Genomic DNA, 15452 nt, shown 5'->3' with positions numbered 1-15452 from the left:
TCGTAGTCCTTGCACTTTGCCCGAGGTATCAGCGAGCCGCACGCCGCGCCGCGCGGTCGAGCCGCCGCCGGCCTCTTTCTCAGTAGCCGTCACCTCCGGCACGTTTGCGCCTCATCTCGGCCCACTCGATTAACGCCTGCATCGACGGCCCGAGCGCATATCCCATATCGCAAAGTTCGTACTCTACCTTCGGCGGCACTTGGGGATACACCGTTCGCCGCACGATGCCGTCTTTCTCCAGCTGCTTGAGCTGCTGAATCAGCATTTTCTGGTTGATGCCGTCAATCAGCTTCTCCAGATCGGAGAATCGCAGCGGGCCTTTTGCGGCAAACAACTGGCAAATGATGACGATCTTCCACTTGCCCTCCAGAACCCGGAGGGCCTCTGTCGTCGCCTCGGCCCATTCAAGCCGCTTCTTGGGATCTTCGCAGTTCCATTCACGCTCTTCAGACACAAACACCTCGGTACGCTACTTACTTTTTAGTCGGTACTTACCATTACAACATAAGCCAGCTAAAGTGGGCGCCACGTGCAATATGGAGGATACAGCTATGAAAATCGGGATCGTCGGAACAGGAAACATTGGCGCGTCTCTCGCCCGCAAGTTGAGCGCGGCAGGCCATGAAGTCCGCGTCGCGAACTCTCGCGGGGCGGATGGTGTTCGACAGTTCGCCGACGAGATCGGCGCGCAAGCCGTGGATGTTCGCGGCGCGGTCGATGGCGCGGAAGTCATCATCCTGTCGATTCCGCTGCCCGCCATACAGGCGCTTCCTGCGGATTTGTTTGGTTCCGTAGCGGCTGACGCGATCGTCGTCGACACCGGCAACTACTACCCGGACATGCGCGACCCGCACATTCCGGAAATCGACGAAGGAATGCCCGAAAGCGTGTGGGTATCCCGACAGATCGGGCGCCCTGTCATCAAGGCATTCAACAACGTGCTGGCCTACACGCTCGCAGAACTGGGTCAGCCGGAGGGGACGCCTGGCCGCCTCGCCGTCGCCGTGGCGGGGGATGACCTGCGCTCCAGGGAAATCGTGATGGAGCTGGTGAATCAGACGGGCTTCGATCCGGTCGATGCGGGCTCGCTCGCAGAATCCTGGCGCCAGCAGCCGTCAACTCCTGCGTATTGCTGCGACTACGATGCGGATGCCATGCGCAAGGCGCTGGCTGCGGCCGCTCCTGGAATTGCGCCCAGGATACGCGACCGGCTGCCGGAGGTTTTCGCCAGCCTCGGCCCGAATCCCACCCACGCCGATATTGTCGCGGCAAACCGTGCAACCAACATCGTTGCAGGCAAACCAGCGTCGTGAGCGGGCTAGTTGTAGCGCCGCGCTTCATCTAACGCCTCAAGCTACGGTAGCTTCGCGCTGATACCGCGACACCGGCCGCCGCAGGCCCAGGTTCTCGCGCAACGTCGCACCTTCGTATTCCGTGCGGAAGAGGCCTCTGCGCCGCAATTCCGGCAATACCAGTCGGATGAAGTCGTCGAGGCCGTCCGGCAACAGCGCCGGCATTACGTTGAAGCCGTCTGCACCATAGTTGACGAAGCGTTCCTCGAGCGCATCGGCGATATGCTTCGGGGTACCGATTAGTTGCCAATGCCCGCGTGCGCCCGCGACGCGCAGATACAAATCGCGGATCGTCAATTTCTCGCGCCGCGCCAGTTCGAGCGTCAACGACTGCCGGCTCTTGCTTGCATTGGTCTCAGGCAATTCGGGAATCGGCCCGTCGAGCGGATAGCCCGACAGATCGAAGCCGCCCGTGAGCCCGGACACCAATGCAAGTCCGACCGCCGGATCGATCAGCGCCTGTAGCGCGGCGAACTTGTCCTGCGCTTCCTGCTCGGTCGCGCCGACAATCGGCATCACGCCGGGCATGATCTTCAGATCGTCCGGGTCGCGTCCGTACTGCGCGAGGCGGCCCTTCACGTCCGCGTAGAACGCAACGGCGTCGTCCAGCGTTTGCTGCGCGGTGAAGATCACTTCGGCGGTACGCGCTGCGAGCGCCTTGCCTGCTTCCGAGGAACCCGCCTGCACGACGACCGGCCTGCCCTGAGGCGAGCGTTCGACATTCAGCGGCCCGCGCACGTTGAAGAATTCGCCGCGATGATCGAGCACATGACGCTTTGCCGGATCGAAATAACGCCCGGCTGCTTTGTCTCGCACGAACGCGCCTTCATCCCAGCTGTCCCACAGCCCCTCGACCACTTCCGCAAATTCCACCGCGCGCTCGTAGCGGCGCGCGTGAGCGAGATGTTCGTCGAAGCCAAAATTCTTCGCCTCGTGTGCATTCGACGACGTGACGAGGTTCCAGCCCGCTCGCCCGCCGCTAATGTGATCGAGCGACGCAAACTTGCGGGCAATGTGATACGGCTCGTTGAAGGTCGTCGACGCCGTGCCCACAAGGCCGATTCGCTCCGTGACCGCAGCCAATGCCGAGAGCAAGGTGAGCGGCTCGAACTGCGCGACGTAGCTGTGCGCTGTGCGGCTCAGGAAGTCGACGTTGTCGCCACGCGTTCCCGAGCCGTCCGCGAGGAAGACCAGATCGAACCTTGCTGCTTCGGCGGCTTGCGCAAGCCGGACGTAGTGCCGAAAGTCGCGTCCCGCATCCGCGTGACTGCCCGGATGACGCCACGCGGCGATGTGATGCCCGGTCGGATAGAGAAACGCGCCGAGGTGCAGTTGTCCTTTTCGTTGGCTCATGGTGTGTGCGAAGTGTGCTTCGGATGGCGAGCGCGCGATGCTGCCGGTCGCGTGCGCCAGCGCTGTGCGTTGGCGGGATGCGCGAGACCGGCATGCACGGCGCGTTCAGTTCGGATCGGCAGCCAGGCGATTCAGCGTTCGATATACAGGTCGGCGAAATTGCCGCGTATGCCCTCGCCGCCCGGCGCATAGTTCTTCACTTTCCTGGACGAAATCGTGATGTTCGGATTTGCACCGAACTCGACGGACGGAATATCGTCGTGCACGATCTGCTGAAACTGCATGAAGAGCTGGCGGCGCTGGGCATCGTCGGTAGCGACGGAGGCTGCCTCGAGCAATCGGTCTACTTCCGGATTGGAGTAGTGCGCGGCGTTCGAGAACGGCAGACCGATCTTGAAGTTCTTCGACCAGAACACTCGCTGAACTCCGACGGTCGGATCGAAGGTGTTCGAAAGCGCTTCTAGCGTGATGTCGAATGCGCGATCGGTGTACGCCCGCTTCACGTACGTGGCGAAGTCGTAACTTTCGATCTCGCCGTCGATCCCGATTCGCGCCAGCGATTGCCGGACGAAATCCGCCGCACGCGGGTCCTGGAACGGGTTGTACAGCAGCCGCAAGCCGAAGCGCTTGCCATCGGGTCCGCGCTTATAACCCGCTGCATCGAGGGCCGCGTTCGCCTGCGCGACGTCGTACGGAAAGTAGTGAATGTCGGCGTTGTGATACTTCGCGTTCGCCGTACCGATCGCGGCGGCCGACACCTGACCATATCCATACCAGACCACACGGTTCAGCGCATTGACGTCGAGCGCCTGCGAGATCGCCTTGCGGACCGCCTTGTCTTTCAGAACGGGCGTATCCAGGTTGAAAATCAACTGCTGATGATTGCTGTTGTACGCCCAGTTCGTCGTATCGACATTGAAGTTCGACAGCGCGCTAAAGCGCTTCACATCCGATAGCGGGATGGCCTGGTCGCCGAGATTGGCGGCGCCCGACTCCAACGCCGCGGCGCGCGCCGCGCCATCCGGCAAAAACCGCACGACGATCCTGTCGACGTAAGGCTTCGGCTTGTCCCAATAGTCGGGGTTGCGTTCGAGCACGATGTTGCTGCCGTGCACGAACGACTTGAATACAAACGGACCCGTGCCGACCGGGGCGCTGTTGTATGGGCTCGCCGCGATGTCGGTGCCCTCGTACAGGTGCCTCGGAATGATCGGCGACTCGGTGCCCGCGAGCGCCGTCAACAGAAACGGCGCGGGCCTGGAAAGCTCGATGACTGCGGTGTAAGGGTCCGGCGTTTTCACGTCGGTCACGTTGGCAAACGTGCTTCGCCCCCGCGGATGCACCTGCTTTAACGTCAGGATCGAAAAGGCAACGTCGGCGGACGTGAAGGGCTTGCCGTCATGCCACTTCACACCGCGACGCAGATTGAACCGGTATTGCAGTCCGTCCGTGCTGACTACCCAGGAAGTGGCGAGCAGCGGCTTCGGGTTGAGGTTCCTGTCATACGTCAGAAGGCCCTCCACCACCTTGGGGCCGATCTCCGCATTGCCCCCGGCCGTCGTAGTGAGAGGAACAATGGAAGCCGGCTCGGGCGTCACGAGCCAGGTCAGCGTTCCACCGTGGTCGGGCGCGGCGCTCGCGCCCGCAGGCACGATCCCGATGAATGCGCTCGCCAGTAGCGCGACAAGCCGGATCGCGCGTGCCCTGTGTGTCGTTTTCATTGTGGTCCTCTTGTTGTCTTTTCGTTGTCGTTGTTGTCGCTTTGTTGTCGTTTCATTGGGCTGGCGCGGCTGCGTGCTGCGGCGCTATTGGGTCCGACTCTCGCGCCTTGAGCCGGTTGGACTTGAGATCCGGATCGTTGCGCGCGGCTTCGCGTTTCGCAAGCCAGGCAGCGCGCTTTTGCACGAGATACTCGTTGAGCGTCGTCATGTATGAGCGGTTGAAATGATGGGTGACTGGACAAGGCTAATACGCTGCACAGCATAGCCAGCCACTCCACATGAGCGAACCAAGCGATTCTTCTTTGCTTACGCTTTTGCGTTATTTCCCGCGCTGCCCAATTGCATGAGCAGATAAGGATAGAAATTATTGTTCGTTGTCCGATGTGTTGAGTTGCCGGTAAGTTTTGATGGCTCCGGTGCGCCTGCCCGAATGCGACGCCCGACCCTGAACTTCGTCTGTCACAGCATCGGATATGTCCGTCATGACCGGTTTTTTCGCGCCATTGGCGCTCATCCGCAACACCGACCGGGTCCACACGGTGCATGACCCGGTGCGCTGGAAGTACGCGGCGATCGGCGACTTCTATCCGAATGGTGTGCGGCCGCCCGCGACCGGCAAAACCTGACGCGCTGCGCCCAGGCATGCGCTTAGGCTGCATCGCCGTTGATCGCGCCGCCATCCGGCCGAAGAGCGAGACCTGACACGCGCCACGCCGAACCGAACCGCCACGTTCTCTACACCGATTATCGCCATGACCGACACCCTTCTCGCCGCCGCACCGCAAGCATCAGGACAAGCGCCGGACGCCACGTCTTTCGTGCCGGTGCGCTCGCCCGCCGACTTCCCTGCCAGTCCCGTTGCACGCGCGCTCGAACAGCCGCTGCTGCTCGGGCTCTTCCTGCCAATCCAGGCGGGCGGCTGGAGCGCGTCGACGCTGCCGCGCACCACCGACTGGAACTTCGACTACAACCTCGCGCTGGTGCGGAGAGCCGAGAGCCTCGGTTTCGATCTCGTCTTCGCGCTCTCGCAGTGGCTCCCCAAAGGCGGCTACGGCGGCGTGTTCAACGGCGAGGCGCTCGACTCCTTCATGTCGCTCGCGGCCATGACCGCGTGCACCGAAAAAATCATCCTGGTCGCAACCAGCCATGTGCTGTACGGGCCGTGGCATCCGCTGCATTTCGCGAAGTTCTGCGCGACGCTCGATCACATTTCGAAGGGACGCTGGGGCATCAATGTCGTCACCGGGCATCGAGCCGTCGAACACGAGATGTTCGGCTGGCATCGCATCGAGCACGATCGCCGCTATGAGCTGGCGAGCGAGTTCCTCGACGCCGTGCAACAGCTATGGGCACAGCCCGATAACTTCAGCTTTGCGCCGCCTTTGTCGAGCTGGAGGCTCGACAAGGCGTTCGTCACGCCGAAGCCGCAATACGGCCGCCCGTTGCTCGTCAATGCGACCGGCTCCGATGCGGGGATCGAGTTCGCCGCCCGCTATTCCGACGTGGTGTTCATCACGAGTCCCGCGGGCTCGGAGATCGAAGCGGCGCTCGCCGCCTTGCCCGCGCACACGGCGCGTGTGAAGGCCACTGCGGCGAAATATGGCCGCAAGATCCGCACGCTGATCAATCCCATGGTGATTTGCCGCGAAACGGCTGCCGAAGCGCTGGCCTATCGCGACGCGATCGTCGCGCATGGCGACGAAGGCAGCTTCCATCGCTTCGAGAGCGACGCGCACGCCTGGCGTGGCAATTCCGAACAGCGCAATCAGGCAGCCGCGCGCGCGGTGGGCGGCAACATTTCGATAGTCGGCTCGCCGCAGCAAATCGCCGATTACATCGTGCGGCTTCACCGGGCCGGTATCGACGGCGTGCAATTGAGCTTTTTCGATTTTCAGCCGGACCTCGAATTCTTTGGCGCACACGTGTTGCCGTTATTGCGCGAAGCCGGTCTGCGCTACTGATCCCGGACCCATCCCCCACTTTCTCTTTACTTCATGGCGAGACGCATGAGCCGACTCTGGTACACCCGCTGCCCCGCTCCAACTCCATTCGGCATCGCCGTACAGAAGGGCTGGCGTGGTGCTCTGGCGCGACGCGATGCAACGGCTTCGGCTTCCGTCTGAGGCGCCGCCATTCCGCTGCCATTGCGCTGCCATTGCGCTGCCATTCATCTCCTCTTTCTATCGAACCGTAAGATGCTTGCTCTCATCTCGCAGGCGGCGCCGCGTCGTCGCGGCACCTCGTTGTTGCAGAGCGCGCTTGGACTCGGCACCGCCCTGCTGATCTCGCTCTCGTCTTCATACGCAAGCGCGCAAACGCCTGTGCGCGGCGGCACCCTGAACTTCGTCGTCACGCCCGAGCCGACCGCGCTGGTGGATCTCGCCACGACCGCGACCAACGTGCTGAAGGTCAGCGCGAAAGTCGTCGAAGGACTGCTCGAATACGACTTCTCGTTGCAGCCGAAGCCGTCGCTCGCAACTTCATGGGACATCAGCGACGACAGCCGCAAGTATGTGTTTCATCTGCGGCACGGCGTGAAATGGCATGACGGCCAGCCGTTCACCTCCGCCGACGTCGCCTATTCGCTGCAGACACTGCGGCAAGTGCATCCGCGCGCCAAGACCACCTTCGCGAATGTGACCGCCATTACGACGCCCGATCCGTACACGGTCGTCATCACGCTGTCGAAGCCGGCGCCGTATCTGATCAAGGCGTTCTCTTCGTCGGAGACGCCGATCGTGCCGAGGCATCTGTACGAAGGCAGCGACCCGCTGACGAATCCCGCCAACAACGCGCCGATCGGCACGGGGCCATTCCGCTTCGTCAAATGGGTGCGCGGCAGCTACATCGAATACGCGCGCAACGACGACTACTGGGACAAAGGCAAGCCGTTCCTGGACAAGATTGTCGTCAAGATCATTACCGATCCTGCGGCGCGCACCGTCGCCTTCGAAGACGGCTCGATCGATCTGAGCGGCGACACGCCGGTGCCGCTGTCCGACCTCGCGCGGCTGAAGAACAGCCCGAAGCTCGCACTCGACTCGCGCGGCTACGAGTTCCAGGCCGGCGTCACCCGCATCGAATTCAATCTGGACAATCCGGTACTGAAGAACTTGCAGGTTCGCCAGGCGATTGCATCGGCGATCGACCGTGAAGTGATCCGCAAAGTGATTTTCTACGGCTACGCCACGCCGCTTGCCAGCCCGATCATTCCGTCGAATCCTTACTACGATCCCGCGCCCGCGCCGTATCCGTATGACGTGGAGCGCGCCAACGCGCTCCTCGATGCAGCCGGCTTTCCACGCAAGGCCGACGGCACACGCTTCGCGCTGACGGTCGACCCGTTGCCGATCGGCGAGCTGCCCGCTCGCACCGCTGCCTACGTGAAGTCGGCGCTCGCCAGAGTCGGCATTGCGGTCACCGTGCGCAGCCAGGACCTGCCCGCGTATCTGAAGCGGATCTACACCGACCGCGACTTCGATTTTTCGATCAACGGCATGAGCAATCTGTTCGATCCGGTGGTCGGCGTCGCGCGCCTCTACACGACCGGCAACTTCCGGCGCGGCGTGCCGTTCACGAACGGCTCGCACTACAGCAATCCGCAGATCGATCGATTGTTCGCACAGGCGGCCGAAGAAACGGACGAGGCGAAGCGCAAGCAACTGTTCTCGCAGATCCAGCAGATTCTGGAGCGCGACCTGCCCGACCTGAATCTCGTCGCTCCGCGATACCTCACCGTGTATTCACGCGCGGTTCACAACCATACGACTGGCCCGGACGGGGTCTCGGCAAGCTTCGCCGACGTCTGGCTGCAACGTTGAAACGATCCCCACTCACTCTGACGGAACTGTACTCATGGAATATAGACAACTCGGCCGCAGCGGCATCAAGGTTTCCGCACTCACGCTCGGCACGATGATGTTCGGCGGCCCGACCGACGAAGCGACCTCCGCGCGCATCGTCGGAGAGGCGCTGGAGCAAGGCGTCAATTCGATCGACACCGCGGACGTCTACGGCAAGGGAGAATCGGAGCGCGTAGTGGGCCGCGCGATCGCCGCGCAGCGCGAGCGCTGGGTGCTCGCCACCAAATTCGCCAACCCGCTCGACGAACGCGACGTGAACGCCCGAGGCGCGTCGCGCAAACACATCCAACGCGCAGTCGAAGCGAGCCTCACGCGCCTCGGCACCGACTATATCGACGTGCTGTACCTGCATCGCGAGGATCATTGGACGCCCGTGGAAGAATCCGTGCGTGCGCTCAACGATCTGATCCGCGCCGGCAAGCTGCGCTACTACGGGCTGTCGAATCATCGGGCGTGGAAGATCGCGGAATTCGCGCATACGGCGCAGGCCCTCGGGCTCGACGCGCCTGTCGCGAGTCAGCCGCTCTACAACATCGCCAACCGCCAGGCCGAAGCCGAACAACTGACGGCGGCGCACCGCTACGGTCTCGGCGTGATTTCGTACAGTCCGCTCGCCCGTGGCGTGCTGACCGGTAAGTACGAACCCGGCGCGGCCCCTCGCGCCGACACGCGCGCGGGCCGCAGCGACAGGCGTCTGCATCAGACGGAGTGGCGGCCCGAATCCATCGAACTGGCCCGCCGAGTCGGTGAGCATGCGCAGCCGCGCGGACTGTCGGCGGGTCAATTCGCGCTTGCGTGGGTGCTCAATAGCCGCTACATCAGCTCGACGATTGCCGGACCGCGCACCGAGGCGCAGTGGCAGGACTATTTACCCGCGCTCGGCTACCGCTTAAGCGCGGAAGACGAAGCGTTCGTCGATTCGCTCGTTACCACGGGCCATCCATCGACGCCGGGTTTCAACGATCCGGGGCATCCGTTCTTCGGGCGCCTCGTTCGTCATGGCGACACAACGTCAGACGGCAACCGGATTCGAGTGGACGTGACCGGGCACGCCGGGATCGCCGGGATCGCCGGTCAAGCCGGCATCAAGCTCGTTCCGTTGGAATCGACACGGGCGCCAGTGATTCGAGGCACCCGCCTCACGCGGCCCGCGCGTCCTCGGACTTGCGGCCCGGTACTGCGTCGAGCAACGTGCGGGTGTACGGATGCTGCGGCGCACGCCAGATCTCGCGATGGTCGCCGCTTTCGACAATCCGTCCGGCCTGCATCACATGCACCCGGTCGGCGATATAGCGCACCACCGACAGATCGTGCGAGATGAACAGATACGCAAGTCCGAGATCGCGTTTCAGGTCGACGAGGAGGTTGAGAATCTGCGCCTGAATCGATACGTCGAGCGCGGACACCGGTTCGTCGCAGATCAGAAGATCGGGCTCCAGCACGAGCGCGCGTGCAATGCCGATGCGTTGCCGCTGGCCACCGGAAAACTCATGCGGAAAGCGCTGCTGCGCGCTGCCCGGCAAGCCCACTCGGTCGAGTATTGCCGCAATGCGCGTGCGGCGTCGCCGTGCATCGCTCACACCATTGACCACCAGAACCGTGTCGAGGATTTCGCCGACAGTACGCCGCGGATTGAGCGACGCATACGGGTCCTGAAACACCATCTGCACGTGGCGGCGCAAAGGCCGCAACTCGCGCTCGCGAAGCGGCACGAGATCGGTGCCCCGTAAGCGGATCTGGCCGCCCGAGGCCGGCACGAGCCGCAGAATGGCTTTCGACAGCGTCGACTTTCCACAACCCGACTCGCCGACCAGACCCACCGTTTCGCCGGGTGCGATCTGGAGGGACACGCCGTCCACCGCACGCAGCGTCGTCTTGCCATGACGCTGCGGATAGTCGATCCGGACGTCGTGCAACGAGAGCAACGGCGCGTCGACGCTTGCGGCGTTGTCCGCCTCGCGCCGCGCGTCGTCTTCGATCGAGTACGGCGCGCGCGGGATCACTGAAAAGGCTGCGCTGCCGTCGTCCGATCGAACATGTCGGATCTCCGGCAATTTCCAGCCGCGATAGTGCAGATCGTCGACGAGATTCAACGACGCGCCAAGCAATCCGCGCGTGTAGGCATGTTCGGGCCGCGCGAAGAGTTGCGAAGTGGCCGCCTGCTCCACCAGCCGGCCCGCCAGCATGACCGCGACGCGATCGGCGTGTTGTGCGACCACGCCCAGATCGTGCGTGATCAGCAGCAACGACATGGACAGTTCGCGTTTCAGGCCGTCCAGCAGTTCGAGAATGCGCGCCTGGATCGTGACGTCGAGCGCGGTAGTCGGTTCGTCGGCAATCAGCAGGCGCGGCCGGCATGCCACGGCCATTGCTATCATCACACGCTGCCGTTGGCCGCCGGAAAGCTCGTGCGGATAGTCGAACACGCGCCGTTGCGGCTCGGGAATGCGCACAAGGTCGAGTAACTCCACGGCCCTCTTCCATGCCGCGGTTTTAGACAGGTTCTCGTGCTGACGCAATGTTTCGACGATCTGTGCGCCGATCGACAGAACCGGATTGAGCGAAGTCATCGGCTCCTGAAAGATCATGGAGATCTGCTGGCCGCGCACAGCGCGTATCTCAGAGGCGGACAGATCGAGCAGATCGCGGCCATCGAACCGCACGCTGCCGCTCACACGCCCCGGGCTGGGCACGAGGCGCATCAGCGATAGCGCGGTGGCCGACTTGCCGCAACCCGACTCGCCCACCAACGCGAGCGTCTCGCCCCGGGCAACCTCAAAACCGATTCCACGTACCGCTTCGTGCGCGCCGAAGCTGACGCGCAAATCACGCACTTCGAGCAGGTTGTCGGCTTTGCTCACGCCTTGCGTCCTTGCGTTCATGGTCAGGTACGCTCCCGCAAACGCGGATTCAACGCGTCGTTCAGGCCGTCCCCGAGGAGGTTCAACGCCAACACGGCGACGACGATCGCGGTGCCCGGAACCGCCGTCAAATACCACGCCGTTCGCAACGAATCGCGCCCCGCGCCGATCATGGCGCCCCAGCTCACAACATTCGGATCGCCCATGCCGAGAAACGACAGCGACGACTCGATCAGGATCGCGCTCGCCACCATCACCGAAGCGGTCACGATCACCGGCGGCAGTGCGTTGGGCAAAATCTCGCCGAATATGATGCGCGCGTTGCCGAAGCCCTGAGTGCGCGCCGCCAGCACGAAATCGGCCTCGCGCAGCGTGCGAAACTCGGCGCGCACGATTCGCGCAACAGTAGGCCACGACGCGACGCCGATAGCGAGCGCGATCACCTCCACGCTCGGCCGGCCAATCGCAACGATCACGATCACCAGCAGGAACGAAGGAATAGTCTGGAACAGCTCCGTTACACGAACCAGCACGTTGTCGACCAGACCGCCGAAGAAGCCGCCCACGGCGCCCACCAGTGTACCGATGAGCAGCCCGATGCCAGCCGCCGACGCTCCGATCAGAAGCGACACGCGCGTACCGTGAGCAATGCCCGCCGCCACGTCGCGACCAAGGGAATCGGTGCCGAGCCAGTATTGCGGATCGCTGCCCGGCCATTCGAAAGGCGCGGCGACCATGTCGAGCGGATCGCCGGGAAACAGATGCGGTGCGGCGAGCGCCAGCACGATGAAGGCAGCGAGCAGGACAAGACCGCTCAACGCCGACGGATTGCCGGCGAGCGTGCGCAGCACGCCGCGTCCGCTGCGCCGTGACAATCCGGCCGCAGCGATCCGCTCACGGCGCTGGCCGAACAGCGCACCGGCCAGTTGACGCCGCCATGAAGACGATCCGGCAGACTGCTTCGGCGTCGTCGAAATGATATTGGAGGATTCGGAAGCCATTGCGTCTCTCAGGTGAATAACGGTTCAGCGACAGCGAACAGATTCAAAGGCACACTGCTTAGGCGATACGCGGATCGAGCCAGGCCTGCAGCAGGTCCACCAGCACGTTAGCGATAATCACCAGCAGCGAAGACAGCAGCAATACGCCGAGCAGCACGCTGAAATCGCGCGCCATCACCGCATCGAGGGCGAGACGGCCAAGGCCTGGCCAACTGAACACGGTCTCCGTGACCGCCGCGCCACCGAGCAACGTGCCGAAGTGAATGCCGATCATGGTCGTCAGCGGCATCAGTGCATTGCGCAGCACGTGACGCACCGTGACACGCCACGGGTGCAGTCCCTTGGCCTGCGCGGTGCGGACGAAATCCTGGCGCTGCACTTCGAGCATCGCCGCGCGCGTGAGCCGCGCGTAGATTGCAATGAAGAACGTCGACAGCGTCGCGGCAGGAAGCAACACGTGTTTTGCCGCATCGGCGAACCAGGCAAAGCCATGCAACTGGACGCCGAGCGTTACGTTCCCGCCGCTCGGCAGCCAGCCGAGGTGCACCGAAAACAGCACGATGGCGAGCAGCCCGATCCAGAATCCAGGCGTCGAATAGAACAGTAATGCCAGCACCGACAGCACACGATCCGGCCACCGGCCTACCCAATGCGCCATGACGGCGCCGAGCGTGACGCCGACCGCGATCGCGAACGTCAACGCCACGCCCATCAGCAGCAGCGTATTGGGCAGGCGTGACAGGATCAACTGCATGACGGGCGCGTCGTAGCGCGGCGAATAGCCGAGGCTGAAGTGCGCAAGATGAGTCAGATACGACCACAACTGATGCAGCACCGGCTGGTCGAGCCCAAACTTCGCACGCAGTACCTGCATCGTCTCCGCCGTCGCCGAGCCGGATTCGCCGGCGAGCACATCGGCGGCGTCGCCGGGCATCAGCTTCAGCAGGAAGAAGTTGAAGATCACGATGCCGATCACGGTCGGCAACACCTGCCACGCTGTCCGCCGCGCAACCGCTCCGAAACGCACACTCCGGCTCATGCTGGATCTCCTGTCACGCGCTGAGAAAGACATCCGCAAGATTGCCCTCGAGGCCCTGCGCGGAAACGGTGTGGTTGCGCACGCGCCGGTTCGCCAGCGTGATCATGCGCGGCGCCACGAGGTTCAGAATGGGCAGATCGCGATACACGATCTGCTGAAACTCCTGATAGAGCGCGACGCGCTTGCCTTCGTCGGTCTCGACGGACGCGCCTTCCAGCAGCCGGTCCACCTCGGCGTTGCTGTAATGCGGCGCATTGGAGAACGGCACGCCCGGGCGGATGTTTTTCGACCAGTACAGACGCTGCACACCCACGCTCGGATCGAACAGCGTATTCACGCCGATACTCGTGAAATCGAACTGACGGTCTGCATAAACGCGTTTCAGGAACGCGGGAAGATCCTGAGAACGCACCGTTACATCGATACCGACGCGCGCCAATGCGGACTTCACGTAGTCAGCCTGACGGCGATACATATCGCCATAAGGCAGGAAGTCGTGCGTCAGCCGGAAGCGCACGCCGTCCTTGCGCGGATAGCCCGCCGCGTCGAGCAGTTGCTCCGCCTTTGCAATGTCGAACGCATAGGGCGAGAGCTTTGCGTCGTGATAGGGCGATCCCGGTGTGATCGGCGTCGGCGAGATGTCCGCGTAGCCATACGCGATCGTGCGCTGCACGACCTGCGGATTGATCGCATGGGCAATGGCCTGGCGAACTTTGAGGTCCCTGAGGATGGGATGATCGAGATTGAAGTCGATCTCCGACAATGGCTCGAGAAACCGGTAGCCGCGCGTCTCGGTGACGAGTTGCGGCAATTGCGAGAGGCGCGGCAGATCGGTCAACGGCACGGGGTTTTCGCCGCCCAGGTCGAGTGCGCCGGTTTCGAAAGCCGCCGAGCGCGCCGCCGCGTCCGGAATCACCTTGAACACCAGTGCGTCGATATACGGCTTGCCGGCATCCCAGTAGTCCGGATTGCGTTCATAGACGATGCTGGCGCCGCGTGTCCATGACTTGAAGCGGAACGGCCCTGTGCCGATCGGCGCGCTGTTGTGCGGGTTCGTCAACGGATCGCCGCTCGCGTACAGATGCCTGGGCACGATGGGAGATTCGCCTGCGGACAGCGCCTTCAGCAGGAACGGTGCGGGCTTCGACAATTCGATGATCGCGGTGCGGGCATCCGGCGTGACGACGCGTGTCACATTGGCGAAGGTGCTGCGACCGCGTGGGTGCACCGCCTTGAGCAGCTCGATTGAAAACGCAACGTCTGCCGACGTAAAGGGCTGACCGTCGTGCCATTTCACGTTCTGACGCAACGTGAAGCTGTATTGAAGACCGTCGCGACTCACTGCCCACGCAGTCGCAAGTTGCGGCTTCGGTCGCAGATCGAAGTCGTAAGCCAGCAGGCCTTCGAGTACCTTCGAACTGGCGACGAGCGCGGGGCCGGTCGTCTGAAAGATCGAGACGAGGACCGGCGGCTCAGGGTTGATCAGCATGTTCAACGTGCCGCCCCTTCTCGGCGCGACGTTGCCGCTCTGCGCGAGTGCCCATGCAGGCATGCCGGCTGACAGCGTTGCGGCCGTCGAGATCAGAAACTCGCGTCGGTTAAGTCCCGCCATTTGATGCAGATCCTTTTTGTCGATGCGCTGCCTCCGGTTCGAGGGCCTATTCCATCGCCGGCCATGCAGCAACGCACACGATAAAGCCGCTGCCGCGCCAAAAGAACCAACGGTTGCGCATAAGCAAAGCACGACACCGACGATAGAACCAGGCGCGCCTCCGGGAGTTTTCTCATCTGCGCGGCGACTTCTGTCGTTAACGCTTCCCCTTTTTTCGACCGCACAAAGCAAGGCGGGCGCGGCGACCACCTGGTCATCCGCGCCCGCATTTCAACGCCGTTGTATTCAATGCACCTTGGGAAAACCGTGACGTTCTGCGAGCAGGTCCAGAATGCGGCGAGTATCGGTCACGAAGCGCTTGTCGCCCAGCACCTGTGCATCGGCAGGCGCGGGTTGTTCGTCGCCGAAAATCAGCACAGGCAGCCCCTGGTGGTCAGCGTCGAGCGCCGCGACCACTTCAGCGCGCGGACGCGCAAACGCCACCCTGCGAATGTCGAGGCGCGCGTTGCGCGGCGCATCGCTCGCGAGCAGTCCTTCAATGGGCGCGCCCGCCGGACAGATGAAGCGCTCGCCCGGGTACTTCGGGTCGGTGAAGCCCGGTTCCAGCAATAGCAGCAAGTCTCGTCGGCTCATGGTGTTCCGTGACGGCA

General features: G+C 63.0%; 12 protein-coding genes and 1 pseudogene. 5 read left to right on the top strand and 8 right to left on the bottom strand.

The genetic code is table 11. The features are described from left to right. Positions 1–79: 79 nt before the first annotated feature. Entirely contained in the window at positions 80–454 is a 375-nt protein-coding gene (locus P0D87_RS12920) for a winged helix-turn-helix transcriptional regulator (protein ID WP_053860464.1), read from the bottom strand. A 97-nt stretch (positions 455–551) separates the two neighbouring features. Here P0D87_RS12920 and P0D87_RS12915 point away from each other — a divergent pair, with 97 nt between their 5' ends. Then, positions 552–1313, top strand: coding sequence for an NADPH-dependent F420 reductase (locus P0D87_RS12915; RefSeq protein WP_053860463.1), 762 nt, complete (start codon positions 552–554; stop codon positions 1311–1313). A 36-nt stretch (positions 1314–1349) separates the two neighbouring features. Here P0D87_RS12915 and P0D87_RS12910 read toward each other — a convergent pair whose 3' ends face one another. Both P0D87_RS12910 and P0D87_RS12905 read right to left on the bottom strand, forming a co-directional pair. Beyond that, a complete protein-coding gene (locus P0D87_RS12910) occupies positions 1350–2705 on the bottom strand; it encodes an LLM class flavin-dependent oxidoreductase (protein WP_006051624.1) in 1356 nt (451 codons plus the stop codon). 131 nt (positions 2706–2836) lie between these two features. Next, positions 2837–4426, bottom strand: a complete 1590-nt coding sequence (locus tag P0D87_RS12905) for an ABC transporter substrate-binding protein (RefSeq protein WP_053860462.1) — start codon at positions 4424–4426, stop codon at positions 2837–2839. 482 nt (positions 4427–4908) lie between these two features. Between P0D87_RS12905 and P0D87_RS12900 the strand changes: the two genes are divergently transcribed. The 4 genes and pseudogenes from P0D87_RS12900 to P0D87_RS12885 form a co-directional block, all read left to right on the top strand. Beyond that, entirely contained in the window at positions 4909–5052 is a 144-nt protein-coding gene (locus tag P0D87_RS12900) for a hypothetical protein (protein WP_006051627.1), read from the top strand. A gap of 126 nt (positions 5053–5178) precedes the next feature. Beyond that, entirely contained in the window at positions 5179–6387 is a 1209-nt protein-coding gene (locus P0D87_RS12895) for an LLM class flavin-dependent oxidoreductase (protein ID WP_053860461.1), read from the top strand. 234 nt (positions 6388–6621) lie between these two features. After that, entirely contained in the window at positions 6622–8247 is a 1626-nt protein-coding gene (locus P0D87_RS12890; protein ID WP_053860460.1) for an ABC transporter substrate-binding protein, read from the top strand. Between the two features lie 34 nt (positions 8248–8281). Further along, a pseudogene (locus P0D87_RS12885) lies at positions 8282–9292 on the top strand (aldo/keto reductase); the annotation flags it as partial. A gap of 136 nt (positions 9293–9428) precedes the next feature. Here P0D87_RS12885 and P0D87_RS12880 read toward each other — a convergent pair. The 5 genes from P0D87_RS12880 to P0D87_RS12860 all read right to left on the bottom strand — a co-directional run bounded on the left by P0D87_RS12880 (position 9429) and on the right by P0D87_RS12860 (position 15435). Further along, entirely contained in the window at positions 9429–11171 is a 1743-nt protein-coding gene (locus P0D87_RS12880; RefSeq protein ID WP_053860458.1) for an ABC transporter ATP-binding protein, read from the bottom strand. Between the two features lie 2 nt (positions 11172–11173). Next, positions 11174–12151, bottom strand: a complete 978-nt coding sequence (locus P0D87_RS12875; protein WP_006051632.1) for an ABC transporter permease — start codon at positions 12149–12151, stop codon at positions 11174–11176. Positions 12152–12209: 58 nt separating this feature from the next. Beyond that, positions 12210–13190, bottom strand: a complete 981-nt coding sequence (locus tag P0D87_RS12870) for an ABC transporter permease (protein WP_029968779.1) — start codon at positions 13188–13190, stop codon at positions 12210–12212. Positions 13191–13203: 13 nt separating this feature from the next. Beyond that, positions 13204–14802, bottom strand: a complete 1599-nt coding sequence (locus P0D87_RS12865) for an ABC transporter substrate-binding protein (RefSeq protein ID WP_053860457.1) — start codon at positions 14800–14802, stop codon at positions 13204–13206. A 285-nt stretch (positions 14803–15087) separates the two neighbouring features. Beyond that, positions 15088–15435 carry a DUF3088 domain-containing protein gene (locus P0D87_RS12860; protein WP_006051635.1) on the bottom strand — a complete coding sequence of 116 codons (348 nt, stop codon included), beginning with the start codon at positions 15433–15435 and terminating at the stop codon, positions 15088–15090. Positions 15436–15452 lie beyond the last annotated feature (17 nt).

It is taken from the genome of Paraburkholderia sp. RL17-368-BIF-A (genome assembly GCF_046054045.1).
In the GTDB taxonomy this organism is placed as follows: domain Bacteria; phylum Pseudomonadota; class Gammaproteobacteria; order Burkholderiales; family Burkholderiaceae; genus Paraburkholderia; species Paraburkholderia graminis.
Note: the sequence above shows the minus strand (reverse complement) of the source record. Positions and strands in the feature narration are given on the sequence as shown.